The organism is Pseudomonas sp. GM49 (assembly GCF_000282355.1).
Classification (GTDB): Bacteria; Pseudomonadota; Gammaproteobacteria; order Pseudomonadales; family Pseudomonadaceae; genus Aquipseudomonas.
Genome location: NZ_AKJL01000158.1, coordinates 1 through 19,129, shown reverse-complemented (window position 1 = coordinate 19,129; position 19,129 = coordinate 1). Strand labels below are relative to the sequence as shown.

General features: G+C 60.6%; 18 protein-coding genes. 15 read left to right on the top strand and 3 right to left on the bottom strand.

Going from position 1 to position 19,129, the window contains the following annotated elements:
* Positions 1 to 1,161 (top strand): MFS transporter (locus tag PMI29_RS14320; protein WP_007998365.1); only part of this gene is annotated, 1,161 nt, incomplete at its 5' end.
* A 170-nt stretch (positions 1,162 to 1,331) separates the two neighbouring features.
* On the opposite strand, the gene rapA is transcribed toward PMI29_RS14320, so the two are convergent.
* Positions 1,332 to 4,178 (bottom strand): RNA polymerase-associated protein RapA, encoded by a 2,847-nt coding sequence (gene rapA, locus PMI29_RS14325; RefSeq protein WP_007998363.1) that lies wholly within the window; start codon positions 4,176 to 4,178, stop codon positions 1,332 to 1,334.
* A 217-nt stretch (positions 4,179 to 4,395) separates the two neighbouring features.
* Between rapA and PMI29_RS14330 the strand changes: the two genes are divergently transcribed.
* The 3 genes from PMI29_RS14330 (at position 4,396) to ccoM (ending at position 5,253) form a co-directional block, all read left to right on the top strand.
* A complete protein-coding gene (locus PMI29_RS14330) occupies positions 4,396 to 4,737 on the top strand; it encodes a hypothetical protein (protein ID WP_007998360.1) in 342 nt (113 codons plus the stop codon).
* 99 nt (positions 4,738 to 4,836) lie between these two features.
* On the top strand, positions 4,837 to 4,998 hold the full coding sequence (locus PMI29_RS32280; RefSeq protein WP_007998358.1) for a hypothetical protein: 162 nt from the start codon (positions 4,837 to 4,839) through the stop codon (positions 4,996 to 4,998).
* Positions 4,999 to 5,142: 144 nt separating this feature from the next.
* Entirely contained in the window at positions 5,143 to 5,253 is a 111-nt protein-coding gene (gene ccoM / locus PMI29_RS32920) for a cytochrome c oxidase subunit CcoM (RefSeq protein ID WP_007998356.1), read from the top strand.
* A gap of 174 nt (positions 5,254 to 5,427) precedes the next feature.
* Here the strand turns inward: ccoM and PMI29_RS14340 are convergent, their stop codons facing one another.
* Together PMI29_RS14340 and PMI29_RS14345 are read right to left on the bottom strand one after the other, a co-directional pair.
* Positions 5,428 to 6,903, bottom strand: coding sequence for an inorganic phosphate transporter (locus PMI29_RS14340; RefSeq protein WP_007986339.1), 1,476 nt, complete (start codon positions 6,901 to 6,903; stop codon positions 5,428 to 5,430).
* A 376-nt stretch (positions 6,904 to 7,279) separates the two neighbouring features.
* Entirely contained in the window at positions 7,280 to 7,480 is a 201-nt protein-coding gene (locus PMI29_RS14345; RefSeq protein WP_007986337.1) for a hypothetical protein, read from the bottom strand.
* Positions 7,481 to 8,171: 691 nt separating this feature from the next.
* On the opposite strand from PMI29_RS14345, the gene pcaR reads away from it, so the two are divergent.
* The 11 genes from pcaR to pcaC all read left to right on the top strand — a co-directional run bounded on the left by pcaR (position 8,172) and on the right by pcaC (position 19,025).
* Positions 8,172 to 9,014: a pca regulon transcriptional regulator PcaR gene (pcaR, locus tag PMI29_RS14350; protein ID WP_007986334.1), complete on the top strand. Its 843-nt coding sequence runs from the start codon at positions 8,172 to 8,174 to the stop codon at positions 9,012 to 9,014.
* 124 nt (positions 9,015 to 9,138) lie between these two features.
* Complete coding sequence (locus PMI29_RS14355) at positions 9,139 to 10,485, top strand: MFS transporter (RefSeq protein ID WP_007998353.1); 1,347 nt, start codon at positions 9,139 to 9,141, stop codon at positions 10,483 to 10,485.
* Between the two features lie 266 nt (positions 10,486 to 10,751).
* On the top strand, positions 10,752 to 11,609 hold the full coding sequence (locus PMI29_RS14360) for a CoA transferase subunit A (protein ID WP_007986329.1): 858 nt from the start codon (positions 10,752 to 10,754) through the stop codon (positions 11,607 to 11,609).
* Entirely contained in the window at positions 11,609 to 12,388 is a 780-nt protein-coding gene (locus PMI29_RS14365) for a CoA-transferase subunit beta (RefSeq protein ID WP_007998352.1), read from the top strand. Before PMI29_RS14360 ends, PMI29_RS14365 begins: the two co-directional genes overlap by 1 nt.
* A complete protein-coding gene (gene pcaF, locus PMI29_RS14370) occupies positions 12,385 to 13,590 on the top strand; it encodes a 3-oxoadipyl-CoA thiolase (RefSeq protein ID WP_177323278.1) in 1,206 nt (401 codons plus the stop codon). The genes PMI29_RS14365 and pcaF overlap by 4 nt, the downstream gene beginning before the upstream one ends.
* Positions 13,591 to 13,626: 36 nt before the next feature.
* Positions 13,627 to 14,331, top strand: a complete 705-nt coding sequence (pcaH, locus tag PMI29_RS14375; protein WP_007998349.1) for a protocatechuate 3,4-dioxygenase subunit beta — start codon at positions 13,627 to 13,629, stop codon at positions 14,329 to 14,331.
* A 1-nt stretch (position 14,332) separates the two neighbouring features.
* Positions 14,333 to 14,899: a protocatechuate 3,4-dioxygenase subunit alpha gene (pcaG, locus tag PMI29_RS14380; protein WP_007998348.1), complete on the top strand. Its 567-nt coding sequence runs from the start codon at positions 14,333 to 14,335 to the stop codon at positions 14,897 to 14,899.
* 204 nt (positions 14,900 to 15,103) lie between these two features.
* Positions 15,104 to 16,408 carry an MFS family transporter gene (locus PMI29_RS14385; RefSeq protein WP_007998346.1) on the top strand — a complete coding sequence of 435 codons (1,305 nt, stop codon included), beginning with the start codon at positions 15,104 to 15,106 and terminating at the stop codon, positions 16,406 to 16,408.
* 45 nt (positions 16,409 to 16,453) lie between these two features.
* Positions 16,454 to 17,818 carry a 3-carboxy-cis,cis-muconate cycloisomerase gene (locus PMI29_RS14390; RefSeq protein ID WP_007998344.1) on the top strand — a complete coding sequence of 455 codons (1,365 nt, stop codon included), beginning with the start codon at positions 16,454 to 16,456 and terminating at the stop codon, positions 17,816 to 17,818.
* Positions 17,819 to 17,830: 12 nt separating this feature from the next.
* Positions 17,831 to 18,622: a 3-oxoadipate enol-lactonase gene (pcaD, locus tag PMI29_RS14395; RefSeq protein WP_007998341.1), complete on the top strand. Its 792-nt coding sequence runs from the start codon at positions 17,831 to 17,833 to the stop codon at positions 18,620 to 18,622.
* Between the two features lie 10 nt (positions 18,623 to 18,632).
* A complete protein-coding gene (gene pcaC, locus PMI29_RS14400; protein ID WP_007986313.1) occupies positions 18,633 to 19,025 on the top strand; it encodes a 4-carboxymuconolactone decarboxylase in 393 nt (130 codons plus the stop codon).
* Positions 19,026 to 19,129 lie beyond the last annotated feature (104 nt).

Genomic DNA, 19,129 nt, shown 5'->3' with positions numbered 1-19,129 from the left:
GCCCTGCCGCTGGGGCGCATGGCCGATACCGGCTCGCGCAGCAAACTGATGGGCTGGGGGCTGGCGGTGTGGAGCGGGCTGACGGCTGTCAACGGCATGGTGGGCAGTTTCTGGAGTTTCCTGGTCGTGCGCATGGGGATCGGCATCGGCGAGGCCAGTTATGCGCCGGCCGCCAATTCGCTGATCGGCGACTTGTTTCCGGCACATCGTCGGGCGCGGGCCATGGGCATCTTCATGCTCGGGCTGCCATTGGGGCTGTTGCTGGCGTTCTTCACCATCGGTGCGATGGTCAAGGCCTTCGATAGCTGGCGCGCGCCGTTCTTTATCGCAGCGGTGCCCGGGCTGATCCTCGCGATCTTCATGTTTTTCATCAAGGAACCGAAGCGCGGCGCCGCCGAGAGCGTTCAGGTATCGCAGGAAAAGATCGATCGGCCGATCCGTCGGGTATTGGCCGTGCCGACCTTCCTGTGGCTGGTGATGGCCGGCCTGTGTTTCAACTTCGCCACTTATGCCTGCAACTCGTTTCTGGTGCCGATGCTGCAACGGTATTTCCTGATGCCATTGCAGGAAGCTGCGGTCGCTACCGGGGTTATCGTCGGCGTGACCGGGCTGTTCGGCCTGACTCTGGGGGGCTGGATCGCGGACAAGATTCACCAACGGATCGCCAACGGGCGCCTGCTGTTTGCGGCCTTCAGCCTGATGATTTCGACGCTCTGCACCGCGTGGGCACTGCATTCCGGGCGCATCGAAATCGGAGTATTTGTCGCTGTATTCAGTGTCGGCTGGCTGTTCGCCTACAACTTCTACACCTGCGTGTACACGGCGATTCAGGATGTGGTCGAGCCGCGGTTGCGGGCAACGGCGATGGCGCTGTTCTTTGCCGGGCTCTACCTGTTGGGTGGTGGCCTGGGGCCGGTGGTGGTCGGGGCCTTGTCGGATCACTTTGCGCACACGGCGATGCTTGCGGCGGGGGCGGAACAGATGACTGAGGCGTTCAAGGCGGTCGGCCTGCATGACGCGATGTACCTGATTCCGGTGGCGCTGTTGCTCACCGTGGTGTTTCTGTTCCTGGCTGCGCGGTGTTTTGTGCGCGATGCAAAGCGGATGAAGGCAGGGTTGGTGGCTGTTGTTGAGCCTGAAGGTTCTGCGGTGACTGCTTAACCGCCTTCGCGAGCAAGCCCGCTCCCACATTGGATCTTCAGTGCATATGAGATCCCTGTGGGAGCGGGCTTGCCCGCGAAGAGGCCATCAGCAGCACTACTGAAATTGAAGCAAACAAAAAAGGCCCGCATCGCTGCGGGCCTTCTTTTTATAGCAGTGGGGTAGGGAAGTTAACCCGCCACCAGCACCCGGATCGCTTCCAGTCGCAGCGCAGCCTTGTCGAGCATGGCCAGGCCTTGCTCGCGTTGTGCGCGCAGGGCCACCAGTTCGCTGTCGCGTACGGTCGGGTTGACCGCTTGCAGCGCGGTCAGACGTGCCAGTTCTTCTTCGGTATCGGCAGCCAGGCGACGCTGCGCCTCGGCGACACGTTCAGTGTGGCGAGGCAGGATCTTCGCTTCACCGGCATTGATCCGTGGCGTCAGTTGGTCACGCTGGGCCTGGATGAACTTGTTGGCGCTGGCACGGGGCACGCTTTCGAGCTGATCGTTCAAGGTTTCGAACGACACGCGGGCCGACAGGTCGTTGCCGTTTGTATCGAGCAGGCAGCGCAGGGCAGCCGGCGGCAGGTAGCGGCCCAGTTGCAGTGAGCGTGGTGCAACCACTTCGCTGACATACAACAGTTCCAGCAACACGGTGCCCGGCTTGAGTGCCTTGTTCTTGATCAGCGCCACGGCGGTGTTGCCCATGGAACCGGACAGCACCAGGTCCATGCCGCCCTGAACCATCGGGTGCTCCCAGGTGATGAACTGCATGTCTTCACGAGACAGCGCCTGGTTACGGTCGTAAGTGATGGTCACGCCTTCGTCGTCGCCCAGCGGGAAGCTGGCGTCGAGCATTTTTTCGCTCGGCTTGAGGATCAGGGCGTTTTCCGAATGGTCTTCGCTATCGATGCCAAAGGCGTCAAACAGGGTTTCCATGTAGATCGGCAGCGCGAACTGGTCATCTTGCTCGAGGATATCTTCCACCAGCGCATCGCCTTCGCCCGCGCCACCGGAGTTCAGCTCCAGCAAGCGGTCACGGCCGGTGTGCAGCTCGGCCTCCAGGCGCTCACGCTCGGTGCGGGCTTCGTCGATCAGCGCTTGCCACTCGCCATCGTCGGCTTCTTCGAGCAGCGGCAGCAGGCGCGGGCCGAACTGGTGCTGCAAGGCGTTGCCGGTCGGGCAGGTATTGAGGAACGCGTTCAGTGCTTCGTGGTACCACTGGAACAGACGCTCTTGCGGGCTGGTTTCCAGGTACGGCACGTGCAGTTCGATGATGTGCTTCTGGCCGATCCGGTCCAGACGACCGATGCGTTGTTCCAGCAGGTCCGGGTGGGACGGCAGGTCGAACAGCACCAGGTGATGGGAGAACTGGAAGTTGCGACCTTCACTGCCGATTTCCGAGCAGATCAGCACTTGCGCGCCGAACTCTTCGTCGGCGAAGTAGGCGGCGGCGCGGTCACGCTCGAGGATGTTCATGCCCTCATGGAACACCGTGGCCGGGATGCCGGAGCGCACGCGCAGGGCGTCTTCCAGGTCCATGGCGGTTTCGGCGTGGGCGCAGATCACCAGCACTTTGGTGCGCTTGAGCATTTTCAGCTGATCGATCAGCCACTCGACGCGCGGGTCGAACTTCCACCAGCGTTCTTCTTCGCTGGCATCCGGCTGGGCCTGGAAACTGACTTCCGGGTACAGCTCGGCGTGATCGCCCAACGGCAGCTCAAGGTATTCATCCGGGCACGGCAGCGGGTACGGGTGCAGCTTGCGCTCCGGGAAGCCTTGCACGGCGGCGCGGGTGTTACGGAACAGCACGCGGCCGGTGCCGTGACGGTCGAGCAGCTCGCGCACCAGGCGGGCGCTGGCTTCGGTATCGCCATCGTTGACGGCGGCCAGCAGGGCTTCGCCTTCGTTGCCGAGGAAATCGTGGATGGTCTTGTGGGCTTGCGGCGACAGGCGTCCCTGATCCAGCAACTCCTGAACTGCTTCAGCCACCGGGCGATAGTTTTCGCTCTCGGCGCGGAAGGCTTGCAGGTCGTGGAAGCGGTTCGGGTCGAGCAGGCGCAGACGCGCGAAGTGGCTGTCCTGGCCCAGTTGTTCCGGGGTGGCGGTCAACAGCAGTACGCCAGGAATGGTTTCAGCGAGTTGCTCGACCAGCGAGTATTCAGGGCTGACCTGATCTTCGTGCCACACCAGGTGGTGAGCCTCGTCGACCACCAGCAAGTCCCAGCCCGCCGCGAACAGTGCGTCCTGGGCTTTCTCGTCGTCCACCAGCCACTCAAGCGCGACCAGCGCGAGTTGGGTGTCTTCGAACGGGTTGCTGGCATCGCTTTCGATGAAGCGCTCTTCGTCGAACAGCGCGACCTGCAGGTTGAAGCGACGGCGCATCTCTACCAGCCACTGGTGCTGCAGGTTCTCCGGAACCAGGATCAGCACACGGCTGGCACGGCCCGAGAGCAATTGGCGATGGATCACCAGGCCGGCTTCAATGGTTTTGCCCAGACCCACTTCGTCGGCCAGCAGAACCCGTGGCGCGATACGGTCGGCGACTTCGCGGGCAATGTGCAACTGGTGCGCGATCGGTTGCGCACGCACGCCACCCAGACCCCACAGCGAGGACTGCAATTGGCGGCTGGTGTGTTCCAGGGTGTGATAACGCAGGGAGAACCAGGCCAGTGGATCGATCTGGCCGGCGAACAGACGGTCGCTGGCCAGGCGGAACTGGATGAAGTTCGACAACTGGGTTTCCGGCAGGGTGACCACTTCGCTCTGCCCGTTGAGGCCGTGGTAAACCAGCAGGCCATCAATGTCGTCGACTTCGCGTACGGTCAGTTTCCAGCCTTCGAAGTGAGTGATGGTGTCACCCGGCGAAAACCGCACACGGGTCAGAGGCGCATTCCGTAGCGCGTACTGGCGGGTGTCGCCAGTGGCCGGGTAGAGCACGGTCAACAAGCGGCCGTCCTGTGCCAGAACGGTGCCTAAACCCAGCTCGGCTTCGCTGTCACTGATCCAGCGTTGCCCCGGTTGATACTGCTGCGCCATGCTGCCTGACTCCCACCTGAAAAAGCGGGCTATCTTAACGGAATGAGCGCTTCAGGGCCAAAGGACTCTCAGAAAAACTCACAGTCATACGTTAGCCCACCTGTGCATGACGCGCCGCTCAGTGCACTAATGAGTGCCAATTGGGTCACAGTTTGCGACCGATGGCTCAAGTCGCCATCCCCTCAGCCGACAGCCTGCTGACAGGAGACCGAAAACCATGCTGCCACCGATGCTCCCCTTGAGTGCCGTGCCGATCACTTCACAGACTGACCCGATCCGCCAGCGTCCGGATATTCCACCGGTGGTGCCGGTGCAGGAAAGCTCCAGTGAAAGCACCATTGACCTGCAAAAGCGCAATCCTGAGGAAGACGGGTTAGTGCTGCGCGAGGAACAGCGCCGCAGGCAGGAGCAGGAACGGCGCCGCCGTGAGGCCGACAATGACCCCGAGGCGCACCTGGCGATTCCCGGCGATGAACTCAATGCCGACAACACCGTGCCGGTGGCGCCGCTGATGGAAGATCAGCCGCGGCAGGGGCTGTGGGTCGATATCGAGATTTGAGCGCAGGCTGGTCAGCGCGGCCGTCAGGCCGCATTATTGGCGCAGGGTTGCCGAACGCTACGGTGGCTGAAATTCATTTCAAGCGATGCACTGACCGCCATGAGCCAAGATGACAAACTGATTGACCTCAACGCTGAACGCGCCAAGCGTATCCATGACCTCAATGACAAGCGGCTCAATGAAGTTCGCCAGGCGTTCGAGCAGGCCATGCCGTTGGGCAAGGCAAAGAAAAAGCCGAAAAACAAACCGAAAAAGCGCTGAAGTCCCCCCGCATTCATTGATGCGGGTCAAACTTTCCCCTTCCTCTTGTCCCGTCTCGGGCGACATTGATCCCGGTCAATATTCTCTCCTGCCCGTTTGGTTAACTTAGCCCTATCGCAACAGGCCAAGTGCAGGAGACGCGTCATGTTTTTCGACAACGTGGTGATCGCCGGAGTGCTGACAGTCAGCCTCATGTTCGTGTTTTTTGCAGGGTTCGGACTTTTTATCTGGAAGGATTCGCAGAAGCGGAAATAACCGTGGTTCTTTCTGGGTGTAATGAGCACGCAAGGCATTTTGGGCAACTTCGGTTGCCCTTTTTTTTGCCTGTCTTTTGAGGAAGTACACAAGATAAATGTGTAATGTCGGAAGTAGGCTGCAATAAAAAAGGCGCGTTCCTTGCGGAGCGCGCCTTTTTCGTTTGGCTGCTTATTAGCTGCCAAGTGCCTTCGAGGCCAGCCAGAACAACCCGGCCGACAGGGCCACGGTGGCTGGCAGGGTCAATACCCAGGCCAGCAGGATTGTTCTGACGGTGCCGCCTTGCAGGCCGCTCTTGTTGGCGACCATGGTGCCCGCCACGCCCGAGGAAAGCACGTGGGTGGTGGAAACCGGCAGGCTGAAGATGTTCGCCATGCCGATCAGGCTGGCAGTGGTGATCTGTGCCGACATGCCTTGGGAATAGGTCATTCCCTGCTTGCCGATCTTCTCGCCAATGGTCAGTACCACGCGTTTCCAGCCGACCATGGTGCCCAGGCCCAAGGCCAGTGCAACAGCCAGGATCACCCAGAACGGGGCGTATTCAGTGGTTGTGGTCAGGTCTTTGCGCAACTTGTCCAGGTCAGCCTTTTCACGGGCCCCGAGAGTTGGCAATTTGCTGACTTTCTTCGCTGTATCGTCCAGGCAGAGCAGGTAGCGACGGACTTCGATACGGCTTTCCGCCGACAGCGAGTGATAGTCCTCTACACCCTTGAGGGTGCCGAGCAGGGCGGTAATGGTCGGTTCGGTCTGTTGCGGGTTGCAACGGAATTTCTCCGGCAAGTCGCCGTCCAGGCTCTTGCCCAGGGCCAGGAATTCGCCCAGGGTTTCGGAATTGCGCTGGTAGAACTGGCTCAGGTGCAGGGTCGCGTCGCGAGTCCGCTCGATCTGATAGGTCGTGCTGTTCAGGTCGAGCACGAACTGGGCTGGCACGATACCGATCAGGACCAGCATGATCAGGCCGATACCTTTCTGGCCATCGTTGGAACCGTGCACGAAACTCACGGCCATGGCCGAGATCACCAGTACCAGGCGATTCCAGAACGGCGGGTGTTTCTTGTCGTCGATCTTGCGGCGCTGTTCCGGCGTCTTGTGCATCTTCGACAGCGGACGCCACCATTTAAGACCGATCAGGATCAGCGCGGCGATCAGGAAACCTGCCATTGGCGAGAACACCAGTGACATGGCGATATCGATCGCCTTTTGCCAGTTCACCCCGTCGGCCAACGGAATATCGTTGATCAGGGCGTTGGCCAGGCCGACACCGAGGATCGAACCGATCAGCGTGTGGGAACTGGAGGCGGGGATACCGAAGTACCAGGTGCCCAGGTTCCAGGTGATGGCGGCGGCGAGCAACGAGAACACCATGGCCAGTCCGTGACCGGTGTTCACATTGATCAGCAGTTCTACCGGCAGCAGGTGGACGATGGCATACGCCACGCCGACCCCGCCCAGCAGCACGCCGAGGAAGTTGAACACACCGGAGAAGAACACTGCCAGGTGAGGCGGCATGGCCTTGGTGTAGATAACGGTCGCCACCGCGTTAGCGGTGTCATGAAAGCCGTTGATGAACTCGAAGGCGAGGACAAAGGCCAGGGCGAGCAAGAGGCTCACAAGCACCCAAGCATCCAGTCCGCTGAATAAATCGATCATGAAGGTTTTCTGACCCGGTCATAAGGGGGCGCGATTATGCCAGAAAAGACTGCTAATCAATGCACTAGCTGCTCGTCGGTAACATTCTTCAACGATTTTTTTTGCCGCAGCACCTGAAAACCAACGGTTTTGCTGCGTTTTTTAAGTCATTGATTTTATTGAAAAAATATACTGTCACAAAACCTTCACGGCCCGCTGAGAGGGGCTTGAAAAGTTGTGTGAAAAATCTGAGAAATAGGTCAGATACCGGAAATCTGCCGGATTCGACGACGGTGATGGCCGCTGCCCGCTCGTAGCGGGCGCGCAAGGCAACATCGATACATCCCGCTTTTAACGGGTGCAGAGGCAGGCCCTTGTAAGGATCAGGCAGAAGCAGTCACGGCTCTTCGGCTTTGAGTTCCTTTTCCATTTTTTGAAGTTCTTGCTGGAAAACCTGATCCTGAACGGTGGCGCGCTTGCGCCAGGGTTTGCGTTCGGGTTCGGGTTGAGCGGCGTAAGTGGTGACTTCTCCGCCGTAAACTTCCTTGTAACGTTGTTCCTGGCGCTCTAGTTCCGCGCGCAGTTCGTCTTTCGTCACAGTGCTACCTGATTGAGTTGGGATTAATTCTGGTGAAAACGCGCTGCATCAAATCGATTGATCACGTTCGTCGAATGGGCAATGCCCGGAAGGCATCGTTTAGGCAACAGAATGATCAATGCTTCCATGTCGCAGGCGGCCACGGCACCAGAGATAAACAGCTGTCGTAGCTTCAGTTTCCTGTTTCAGCAAGCGCACCGGCAAAGCTGTGCAATGCGGGTCTGGCGCTCGCTACGGGCAACGGCGACGGAACATCGCCTTGCCCGGTAAGCGGGTTCGGTATGTAAAAAACCGAAGCGCTACTGAATTGTATTATAGCGGCCGATTTGAAGAACACTATCTCCAAAAAGTTAAAAGTGGATCTTGGTGTGTGATCACTTTGTTGCTCGAAACTTTACGATGAACTAGAACGTCGACTGATGCCACGTTGCTGCGATGCCTTTCTGACGCCATTAAGTCGAGCAAGTTACGATAATTAGGTTGCGCCATTAAGTCTTGGGTCGAGACCTATGTAGACATAGGTTAGTGAGTCGGCGAAAAACCGCACATCGGCTGATTTGGCGGTTTACACGGCGGATTGCGATTATCGGTCGAGCGTTCGATAATCGCCCGGAGTTGGCCGGTCGGGCTTGAGCGTCAGACGCTAGCCCCTTGTAATAGTCGCTGATCCGAGTGGGAAAAAGGTCCTTGTATGAACGATCAAATGCGCAATTCCTTCGCTTCAGTGGCTCCGCCCATCGTTGCTTCACCGGCCAAGCGGATCCAGGCACTGACCGGCGACCCGGATTTCATGACGTCTCTGGCCCGTGGCCTGGCCGTGGTGCAAGCGTTTCAGGAGCGAAAACGGCACCTGACCATCGCCCAGATCAGCCACCGTACGGAAATTCCCCGCGCCGCCGTGCGCCGTTGCCTGCACACCCTGATCAAACTCGGCTACGCCACCACCGACGGCCGCACCTATTCGCTGCTGCCCAAAGTGCTGACCCTCGGCCATGCCTATGTGTCATCAACGCCGCTGGCGGTTTCCGCCCAGCCTTACCTGGACCGCATGAGCGAGCAACTGCACGAGGCCTGCAACATGGCCACGCTGGAGGGTGATGACATTCTGTACATCGCCCGCTCCGCGACCACGCAGCGGCTGATTTCGGTGGACCTGTCGGTAGGCGGTCGCTTGCCGGCCTATTGCACGTCGATGGGGCGGATTCTGCTGGCCGCGCTGGATGATACGTCACTGGGCGAATACCTCGACCACGCCGAATTGCAGGCCAAGACCAGCCGCACGATTCACACCCCCGAGGCATTGCTCGAATGCCTGCAAGAGGTGCGACAGCAAGGCTGGTGCATCGTCGACCAGGAGCTTGAGCAGGGGCTGCGTTCGATTGCCGTTCCTGTGTACGACGCCTCCGGCCAGGTGGTCGCGGCCCTCAATGTCAGCACCCATGCCGGGCGAGTCAGCCGCAATGAGCTGGAACAGCGTTTTCTGCCCGGGCTGCTGAGTGCCAGCCGCGACCTCAGTACCCAGCTGTTCACCTAAGGTGTTCGATAAACGCACAGAGTCGCGCTTGGCGAATTGACGCTGTTTCCCGTGGATCATTAATGTCGCTGCTGCGTCAGCCCCGGCTGGCTCCTTTTCGACTGTGATCCATGGAATAAAAATAATGAACCAACCTCAGTCTGCTGTAGGAAACTGCCTCGACGTGCAGTCCTTCATCAATGCCCAACCCATTTCACGCTACCAGTGGCGGGTAGTGATCCTGTGTTTCCTGATTGTCTTCCTCGACGGCCTTGATACCGCTGCCATGGGTTTCATCGCGCCGGCGCTGTCGCAGGACTGGGGCATCGATCGCGCCAGCCTTGGGCCGGTGATGAGCGCGGCGCTGATCGGCATGGTGTTCGGCGCACTCGGTTCGGGGCCATTGGCCGACCGTTTCGGGCGAAAAGTCGTACTGGTCGGTGCGGTGCTGTTGTTCGGCGCCTTCAGCCTGGCCTCGGCCTACAGCACCAATGTCGATCAATTGCTGGTGTTGCGCTTCCTGACCGGCCTGGGTTTGGGCGCCGGTATGCCAAACGCCACGACCCTGCTGTCGGAGTACACCCCGGAGCGCAAAAAGTCCCTGCTGGTGACCAGCATGTTCTGCGGTTTCAACCTCGGCATGGCTGGCGGCGGATTCATTTCGGCCAAGCTGATTCCGGCGTTCGGTTGGCACAGCCTGTTGCTGATCGGCGGGATTCTGCCGTTGATCCTTGCTGTGGTCCTGCTGTTCTGGCTGCCGGAATCGGCGCGATACCTTGTAGTCCGTAACCGTGGCACCGACAAAGTGCGCAAGACCCTGGCACCCATCGACCCGACAGTGGTGGCCCAGGCGTCCAGTTTCAGTGTGCCGGAACAGAAAACCGTGAAGGCGCGCAATGTGTTCGCGGTGATTTTCTCCGGTACCTACAGCGCCGGCACCTTGCTGTTGTGGCTGACCTATTTCATGGGCCTGGTGATCGTTTATCTGCTGACCAGCTGGCTGCCGACGCTGATGCGTGACAGTGGCGCGAGCATGGAGCAGGCAGCCTTCATCGGCGCGCTGTTCCAGTTTGGTGGCGTGCTGAGTGCGGTGGGCGTGGGCTGGGCGATGGATCGGTTCAATCCGCACAAAGTCATCGGCATTTTCTACCTGCTGGCCGGGGTGTTTGCCTACGCGGTAGGACAGAGCCTGGGCAACATCGCGCTGCTGGCGACTCTGGTGCTGGTGGCCGGGATGTGCGTCAACGGTGCGCAATCGGCGATGCCGTCGCTAGCGGCGCGATTTTATCCAACTCAAGGGCGGGCCACCGGGGTGTCGTGGATGCTCGGCATCGGCCGCTTCGGCGCCATCCTCGGTGCCTGGATGGGCGCGACGCTGTTGGGGCTGGGCTGGAACTTCGAGCAAGTGCTGACGGCGCTGGTGATCCCGGCGGCTTTGGCGACTACGGCGGTGGTGATCAAGGGCATGGTCAGTCATGCGGATGCGACCTGAATCCAGGCTTCGGAATCTTCAGTAAGTTTGATGGCCTCTTCGCGGGCAAGCCCGCTCCCACAGGGTTTGCGTTTAACCTGTAGGAGCGGGCTTGCCCGCGAAGCTTTTGGGAATCGGTAGCCAGACAACAATGTGTTCGATAATCGAACGCTTAGTCGATTATCGGATTGTTTGGCTTTTTTCAGGGGCTTAACCTTCAGTCATTCCGGCGCTGCGCATCGGCGCCTTCTTCCACTGTCGGTTAACAACAAACGGGAGCCTGCCCCATGGCTGAAATCCTTTCGCTGCACGACGCGGTGAAGAAATTCGTAAACGACGGCGATACCGTCGCGCTCGAAGGCTTTACCCACCTGATCCCTACGGCAGCGGGTCACGAAATCATTCGTCAGGGCAAGAAAGATCTGACGCTGGTGCGGATGACGCCTGACCTGATCTACGACCAGTTGATCGGTGCCGGTTGTGCCCGCAAGCTGATTTTTTCCTGGGGCGGCAACCCGGGTGTCGGCTCCCTGCATCGCCTGCGTGACGCGGTGGAGAAACAGTGGCCGCATGCGCTGGAGATCGAAGAGCACAGCCACGCCGACCTGGCCAATGCCTACGTCGCCGGCGCCTCCGGCCTGCCATTCGCGGTACTGCGTGCCTACGCCGGTTCCGACTTGCCGAAGGTCAACCCGCTGATCAAATCCGTCACCTGCCCATTCACTGGCGAGGTGCTGGCCGCCGTGCCTTCGGTACGCCCGGACATTACCGTGATTCACGCGCAGAAAGCCGACCGCAAAGGCAACGTGCTGCTGTGGGGCATTCTCGGCGTGCAGAAAGAAGCCGCGTTGGCGGCCAAGCGCTGCATCGTTACCGTTGAGGAAATCGTCGACGACCTCAATGCACCGATGAACTCCTGTGTACTGCCAACCTGGGCCTTGAGCGCGGTTTGCCACGTGCCTGGCGGCGCGCATCCGTCCTACGCCCACGGCTACAACGAGCGCGACAATCGCTTCTACCAGGCCTGGGACCCGATTGCCCGCGACCGTGAAACCTTCACCGCGTGGATCAACGAATACATCCACGGCAGCGCTGACTTCAGCGAGTTCCAGGCCAAACTGGCCGCCGCTTCGGAGGCGAAGTAATGACTTACACCACCAATGAAATGATGACCGTCGCTGCGGCCCGCCGACTGAAGAACGGTTCGGTGTGCTTCGTCGGCATTGGCCTGCCGTCGAAAGCGGCCAACCTGGCGCGCCTGACGTCCTCGCCGGATGTGGTCCTGATCTATGAATCGGGTCCGATCGGCGCTAAGCCAAGCGTATTGCCATTGTCGATCGGTGACGGTGAGCTGGCGGAAACCGCCGACACCGTGGTCCCGACCGGCGAGATTTTCCGCTACTGGCTGCAGGGCGGGCGCATTGACGTTGGTTTTCTCGGTGCTGCGCAAGTGGACCGTTTCGGCAACATCAACACCACCGTAGTCGGCGATTACCACGCACCGAAAGTGCGTCTGCCGGGTGCCGGTGGCGCGCCGGAAATTGCCGGTTCGGCCAAGAGCGTGCTGATCATCCTCAAGCAATCGGCGCGTTCGTTTGTCGACAAACTCGATTTCATTACGTCCGTCGGCCATGGCGAGGGCGGTGATTCGCGCAAGCGTCTCGGTCTGCCGGGCGCCGGTCCAGTCGGCATCATCACTGACCTGTGCACCATGGAGCCGGAGGAGGGCACCCACGAGTTCGTGGTCACCGCGCTGCACCCGGGCGTAACCCGGGAGCAAGTGGTCGCTGCCACCGGTTGGCCGATTCGCTTTGCCGACAGCGTTGGAACCACCGCCGAGCCGACCGAAGTCGAGCTGACCGCGCTGCGTGATCTGGAAGCCCGTACCGCTGCCGCCCACGGCCAAGCCCCTGGAGAAGCCTGATGCGTGACGTTTATATCTGCGATGCGATTCGCACCCCCATCGGCCGTTTCGGCGGTGGTCTGTCGACGGTACGTGCCGACGATCTGGCTGCCGTGCCGATCAAGGCCTTGATGGAGCGTAACCCGTCGGTGGACTGGAACGCGGTGGACGAAGTGTTCCTCGGCTGCGCCAACCAGGCCGGGGAAGACAACCGCAACGTAGCGCGTATGGCGCTGCTGCTGGCGGGCCTGCCGGAAACCATTCCCGGCGTGACCCTTAACCGCCTCTGCGCTTCGGGCATGGATGCCATCGGCACCGCGTTCCGCGCCATCGCCAGCGGCGAGATGGAGCTGGCGATTGCCGGCGGCGTCGAGTCGATGTCCCGTGCGCCGTTCGTGATGGGCAAGGCGGACGCTGCGTTCTCGCGCAACATGAAGCTCGAAGACACCACCATCGGCTGGCGCTTCATCAATCCGTTGATGAAAGCCCGGTACGGTGTGGACGCGATGCCGCAGACCGGTGACAACGTGGCCGACGATTACCAGGTCTCCCGCGCCGATCAGGACGCCTTTGCCCTGCGCAGCCAGCAGCGTACTGCCGTCGCACAAGCCGCCGGGTTTTTCGCCGAAGAAATCGTCGAAGTGCGCATTGCCCACAAGAAGGGCGAAACCGTGGTCAGCCAGGACGAACATCCTCGCGCCGACACCACCCTGGAAGCCCTGACCAAACTCAAACCGGTCAACGGCCCCGATAAAACCGTCACCGCCGGTAATGCCTCGGGTGTAAACGACGGTGCAGCCGCATTGATCCTGGCCTCGGCCGAAGCCGTGAAGAAACATGGCCTGACTGCCCGTGCCAAAGTGCTGGGCATGGCCAGCGCCGGTGTGGCACCGCGGGTGATGGGCATCGGCCCGGTGCCGGCGGTGCGTAAACTGACCGAGCGCCTCGGCGTGGCAGTCAGCGATTTCGACGTGATCGAACTCAATGAAGCGTTCGCCAGCCAAGGCCTGGCGGTATTGCGTGAACTGGGGATCGCGGACGACGCGGCCCAGGTCAACCCGAACGGTGGCGCGATTGCCTTGGGCCATCCGTTGGGCATGACTGGCGCGCGACTGGTGTTGACTGCGTTGCATCAGTTGGAAAAAAACGGCGGCAAGAAAGGCTTGGCGACCATGTGTGTCGGCGTTGGCCAGGGGCTGGCCTTGGCGATCGAGCGCGTTTGAACACCTCGCCGGCTAACAAGAACTGAGGAAAGTGTAATGACTGACAAGCCTGGTTACCGTCGCCCGCAGGCGGGCACTCAGCCGCAATACCTGCACCCGACCTATCAATCCACCAACCTGCGCTCGCCGTCCAAGCCATTGGTGTTCCTGCCGCATTCGTTGTCGGAAATCACCGGGCCGACCATCGGCGCCGAGCGGATCAACGAGAAGGACAACGACCTGACCGCCCAGCACGAGGGGCAGCCACAGGGTGAGCGCATCATCATTCACGGCCGTGTACTGGATGAAAACGGTCTGCCGGTGCCGGGGATTCTGGTGGAGATCTGGCAGGCCAACGCCGCCGGTCGCTACGCCCATGCCCGTGATCTGCACGACGCACCGCTGGACCCGAACTTCACCGGTACCGGCCGCACCGTGACCGACGCCGATGGCTGGTATCAGTTCCAGACCATCAAGCCCGGCGCCTATCCGTGGGGCAACCACCACAACGCGTGGCGCCCGGCGCACATCCATTTCTCGCTGTTCGGCCCGAGCATCCTGACGCGCCTGGTGACGCAGATGTATTTCCCTGGCGACCCGTTGCTGGCGTACGACCCGATCTACAACTGCGTGCCCGATACCAGCGCCAAGGAGCGTTTGATCGCCACGTTCGATCTGGAAAAAACCATCCCTTCCTATGCCCTCGGTTATCGCTGGGACATCGTTTTGCGCGGCCGCGACGCCACGCCGATGGAGAAATAAGATGACGCTGACTGCGACCACGTCCCACACCGTCGGGCCGTACTACCACATCGGCCTGACCTGGCTGAACCGCGAAAACCTGACTGTCGAACAAACCTTGGGCGAGCGCGTGGCGATCACTGGCCAAGTGGTCGATGGCAATGGCGACATCGTCAACGACGCGATGCTGGAAGTCTGGCAGGCCAACGCCGCCGGCAAGTATGACCACCCGGAAGACGACCAGGACAAACCCCTGGACCCGAACTTCGAAGGCTTTGGCCGGGTGCCGGTGGACGCCGAAGGGCGCTTTCGTTTCACCACCATCAAGCCGGGTACGGTTGAGGGGCTCAAAGGCACGACCCAGGCGCCGCATCTGGTGGTACTGGTGTTTGCCCGTGGCCTGGTGAAGCATTTGCTGACGCGGATTTACTTTGATGGCGAGGCGGCCAACGTGAACGATCCGCTGCTGGAGTGTGTGCCAGCTGATCGTCGCGGCACGTTGATCGCCAGGCAGGATGCGTCGGGTGTTTATCAGTGGAATGTGATTCTGCAAGGCACCGATGCCGAGACGGTGTTCTTCGATTATTGAGTGAACACCGAAATCCCTGTAGGAGCTGGCTTGCCAGCGATAGTCGTTAACGATTACGCGTATTGATTGATTAACCGGGTCGCTCTTGCGTCATTCGCTGGCAAGCCAGCTCCTACATGGGATCTACGTCGCCAATGCTTTTGTGGAACGGGATTGTTGCAAAGTGTGTCTAGACTCTCACTGTCCCCATTGAGTGAAAAAACAATGACAACACCCACAGCTCCTATAGCTCTTTATACGGGCGAAGAACGCAACAAGCGGATCTTCGCCATCGTCGGTGCCTCGTCCGGCAACCTGGTCGAGTGGTTCGACTTCTACGTCTATGCCTTCTGTGCGATTTATTTCGCGCCGGCGTTTTTCCCGTCCGATAACCCTACGGTGCAACTGGTCAACACCGCTGGCGTGTTCGCCGCCGGGTTCCTGATGCGGCCGATTGGCGGCTGGATTTTCGGTCGGTTGGCGGACAGGCACGGACGCAAGAATTCGATGGTGATCTCGATTCTGATGATGTGCTTCGGCTCATTGCTGATCGCCTGCTTGCCGACCTACAACAGCATCGGGGTCTGGGCACCGCTCCTGTTGCTGTTCGCCCGTTTGCTGCAAGGCTTGTCGGTGGGCGGTGAGTACGGCACTACCGCGACCTACATGAGTGAAGTGGCGCTCAAGGGCCAGCGCGGTTTTTTCGCCTCGTTCCAGTACGTGACCCTGATTGGCGGCCAGTTGCTCGCGGTGTCGGTGGTGGTGATCCTGCAACAGTTTCTCACCGAAGATGACCTGCGTGCCTACGGCTGGCGGATACCGTTCGTGGTGGGTGCCATGGCGGCGCTGGTTTCGCTGTATCTGCGTCGTTCGTTGAAAGAAACTTCCAGCAAGGAAATGCGCGAAAACAAGGACGCCGGCAGCATCAGCGCCCTGTTTCGCGACCATAAAGCCGCGTTCATCACCGTGCTCGGTTACACCGCCGGTGGCTCGCTGATTTTCTACACCTTCACCACGTACATGCAGAAGTACCTGGTGAACACCGCCGGCATGCCGGCCAAGACTGCCAGCTACATCATGACCGGCGCGCTGTTCCTCTATATGTGCATGCAACCGGTTTTCGGCATGCTCGCCGACAAGATCGGCCGGCGTAACTCGATGCTCTGGTTCGGCGCCCTCGGTACGCTGTTCACCGTGCCGATCCTGTTGAGCCTGAAAAGTGTCAGCAGTCCGTTCCTGGCTTTTGTGTTGATTACCGTGGCGCTGGCGATTGTCAGTTTCTACACCTCGATCAGCGGTTTGGTAAAAGCCGAGATGTTCCCACCGGAAGTGCGTGCCCTGGGCGTTGGCCTGGCTTACGCCGTGGCGAATGCGATTTTCGGTGGCTCGGCGGAATATGTAGCCCTGAGTCTCAAGGCCGTGGGCATGGAAAACTCCTTCTACTGGTACGTTACGGTGATGATGGCGGTGGCCTTCCTGTTCAGCCTGCGTCTGCCGAAACAGGCCGCGTATCTGCATCACGACCTTTGATCTTCATGCGCGGGCTGCAAAGGCCCGCGCCTTCAGGAACTGTTTATGAACCAGCGACCGGGCAATCAATTGTTCGATGCCTATTTCACTGCCCGCGATATGCGTGACGTGTTCTGTGATCAAGGCCGGGTCCAGGCCATGCTCGATTTCGAAGCGGCACTGGCCCGGGCCGAAGCGCGGGTCGGGTTGATTCCATCGAGTGCTGTCGCGCCGATTGAAGCGGCTTGCCGCGCCGGGCTTTACGACTTTGCGGCGTTGGGCGAGGCGATTGCCACGGCGGGTAACTCGGCGATTCCGTTGGTCAAGGCGCTGGGCAAACAGATCGCGGCCACCGATGCCGAAGCCGAACGCTATGTGCATCTGGGCGCGACCAGCCAGGACGTGATGGACAGTGGCCTGGTGCTGCAACTGCGCCACGCACTGGAACTGATCGAAAGCGACCTGGCACAACTGGGGCAGACCCTCGCGTCCCAGGCCCGGCGATACGCGACCACGCCATTGGCCGGACGCACCTGGTTGCAGCATGCGACGCCGGTCACCCTCGGCATGAAAATCGCCGGTTGGCTGGGGGCGGTGACGCGCAGTCGTCAACGCTTGACCGAGCTCAAGCCGCGCCTGCTGGTGCTGCAATTCGGCGGTGCGTCCGGAACCCTCGCGGCCCTTGGTGAACAGGCCATGCCGATTGCCCAGGCGCTGGCAGAAGAACTGCAACTGGCCTTGCCTGAGCAGCCGTGGCATACCCAGCGCGATCGCGTGGTGGAATTCGGCGCCGTGCTCGGCCTGATCGCCGGCAGTCTCGGCAAACTCGGTCGCGACATCAGCCTGCTGATGCAAACCGAGGCCGGCGAAGTGTTCGAACCTTCTGCGCCGGGCAAGGGCGGTTCTTCGACCATGCCGCACAAACGCAATCCGGTGGGCGCGGCGGTGCTGATCGGCGCGGCGACGCGTGTACCCGGTTTGCTCTCGACGCTATTCAGCGCCATGCCTCAGGAACACGAGCGCAGCCTCGGCCTGTGGCATGCCGAATGGGAAACCCTGCCGGAGATTTGCTGCCTGGTGTCGGGCAGCCTGCAGCAGGCGTTGTTGATCGTCCAGGGGCTGGAAGTGGATGCCGGGCGCATGGCACGCAACCTCGATCTGACCCAGGGCCTGGTGCTCGCTGAAGCGGTGAGTATCGTTCTCGCCCAACGGGTCGGTCGCGATACCGCACACCATCTGCTGGAACACTGCTGTAAACGCGCCGTGGCCGAGCAGCGTCACCTGCGCGCGGTCCTCGGCGACGAACCGCAAGTGACCGCCGAACTGTCGGCGGCTGAACTCGATCATTTGCTGGACCCTGCCCATTACCTCGGCCAGGCCCATATCTGGGTCGAGCGGGCGGTGGCTGAACATTCTGCATTGACTGCCTGAAGGAGACTTGCTGTGGCTTTTGTACAACTCGCCGAGGGCGAACTGCATTACCAACTCGATGGACCGGTCGATGCGCCGGTGCTGGTGTTGTCCAACTCCCTGGGCACGAACCTGCACATGTGGGACGCGCAAATCCCTGCGTTCTCCGAGCATTTTCGCGTGTTGCGTTTCGACACCCGTGGTCACGGCCAGTCGCTGGTGACGCCGGGCCCGTACAGCATCGAGCAATTAGGCCATGATGTGCTGGCTCTGCTGGATGCCTTGCACATCGAACGTGCGCATTTCTGCGGTTTGTCCATGGGCGGGCTGATTGGCCAGTGGCTGGGGATCAATGCCGGCGAACGCCTGAACAAGCTGATCGTGTGCAACACGGCGGCGAAAATCGGCGATCCGTCGGTGTGGAACCCGCGTATCGAAATGGTGCTGCGTGATGGTCAGGCGGCCATGGTTGCCCTGCGCGATGCGTCGATTGCCCGCTGGTTCACCCCGGATTTCTCCGAAGCCAACCCGGCGGCGGCCAAGCAGATTACCGACATGCTCGCGGCCACTTCGCCCGAAGGTTACGCGGCCAACTGCGCGGCGGTGCGCGATGCCGATTTCCGTGATCAGTTGTCCTCGATCAAGGCGCCGCTGCTGGTGATCGCGGGCGCTCAGGATGCGGTCACGCCGCCGTCCGGTGGGCATTTCATTCAGGAACAAGTGCCAGGCGCCGAGTACGCCGAGTTCTACGCTGCGCACTTGTCCAACGTCCAGGCGGGCAATGCGTTCAGCGAGCGCGTGCTGGCGTTTCTGTCGGCTCATTGAGGAGAGTTTCGTGGACGAGAAACAACGTTATGACGAGGGCCTGAAGGTCCGCCGCGCAGTCCTCGGCGATGCCCACGTCGACCGCAGCCTGAATGCCCTGACCGAGTTCAACTCGGAGTTCCAGGAGATGATCACTCGCCACGCCTGGGGTGACATCTGGACGCGCCCGGGTCTGCCACGCCACACCCGCAGCTTGATCACCATTGCCATGCTGATCGGCATGAACCGCAACGAGGAACTCAAGTTGCACCTGCGCGCTGCCGCCAACAACGGTGTCAGCCGTGGCGAGATCAAGGAAGTGATCATGCAGAGTGCGATTTATTGCGGGATTCCAGCGGCCAATGCAACGTTCCACCTGGCCGAGTCGGTGTGGGATGAGTTGGGGGTTGAGTCGCGGGAGTAAGCGGTAACGCCGTACTACCTGTGGGAGCGAGCTTGCTCGCGATTGCGGTGTAACAGTCAATGCAGATGTTGAATGTTATGGCCTCATCGCGAGCAAGCTCGCTC

Bases quoted from the DNA above. Each gene is read 5' to 3' on its own strand.
- rapA (WP_007998363.1), bottom strand. From the start codon at position 4,178: ATGGCGCAGCAGTATCAACCGGGGCAACGCTGGATCAGTGACAGCGAA.
- PMI29_RS14330 (WP_007998360.1), top strand. From the start codon at position 4,396: ATGCTGCCACCGATGCTCCCCTTGAGTGCCGTGCCGATCACTTCACAG.
- PMI29_RS32280 (WP_007998358.1), top strand. From the start codon at position 4,837: ATGAGCCAAGATGACAAACTGATTGACCTCAACGCTGAACGCGCCAAG.
- ccoM (WP_007998356.1), top strand. From the start codon at position 5,143: ATGTTTTTCGACAACGTGGTGATCGCCGGAGTGCTGACAGTCAGCCTC.
- PMI29_RS14340 (WP_007986339.1), bottom strand. From the start codon at position 6,903: ATGATCGATTTATTCAGCGGACTGGATGCTTGGGTGCTTGTGAGCCTC.
- pcaR (WP_007986334.1), top strand. From the start codon at position 8,172: ATGAACGATCAAATGCGCAATTCCTTCGCTTCAGTGGCTCCGCCCATC.
- PMI29_RS14355 (WP_007998353.1), top strand. From the start codon at position 9,139: ATGAACCAACCTCAGTCTGCTGTAGGAAACTGCCTCGACGTGCAGTCC.
- PMI29_RS14360 (WP_007986329.1), top strand. From the start codon at position 10,752: ATGGCTGAAATCCTTTCGCTGCACGACGCGGTGAAGAAATTCGTAAAC.
- PMI29_RS14365 (WP_007998352.1), top strand. From the start codon at position 11,609: ATGACTTACACCACCAATGAAATGATGACCGTCGCTGCGGCCCGCCGA.
- pcaH (WP_007998349.1), top strand. From the start codon at position 13,627: ATGACTGACAAGCCTGGTTACCGTCGCCCGCAGGCGGGCACTCAGCCG.
- pcaG (WP_007998348.1), top strand. From the start codon at position 14,333: ATGACGCTGACTGCGACCACGTCCCACACCGTCGGGCCGTACTACCAC.
- PMI29_RS14385 (WP_007998346.1), top strand. From the start codon at position 15,104: ATGACAACACCCACAGCTCCTATAGCTCTTTATACGGGCGAAGAACGC.
- PMI29_RS14390 (WP_007998344.1), top strand. From the start codon at position 16,454: ATGAACCAGCGACCGGGCAATCAATTGTTCGATGCCTATTTCACTGCC.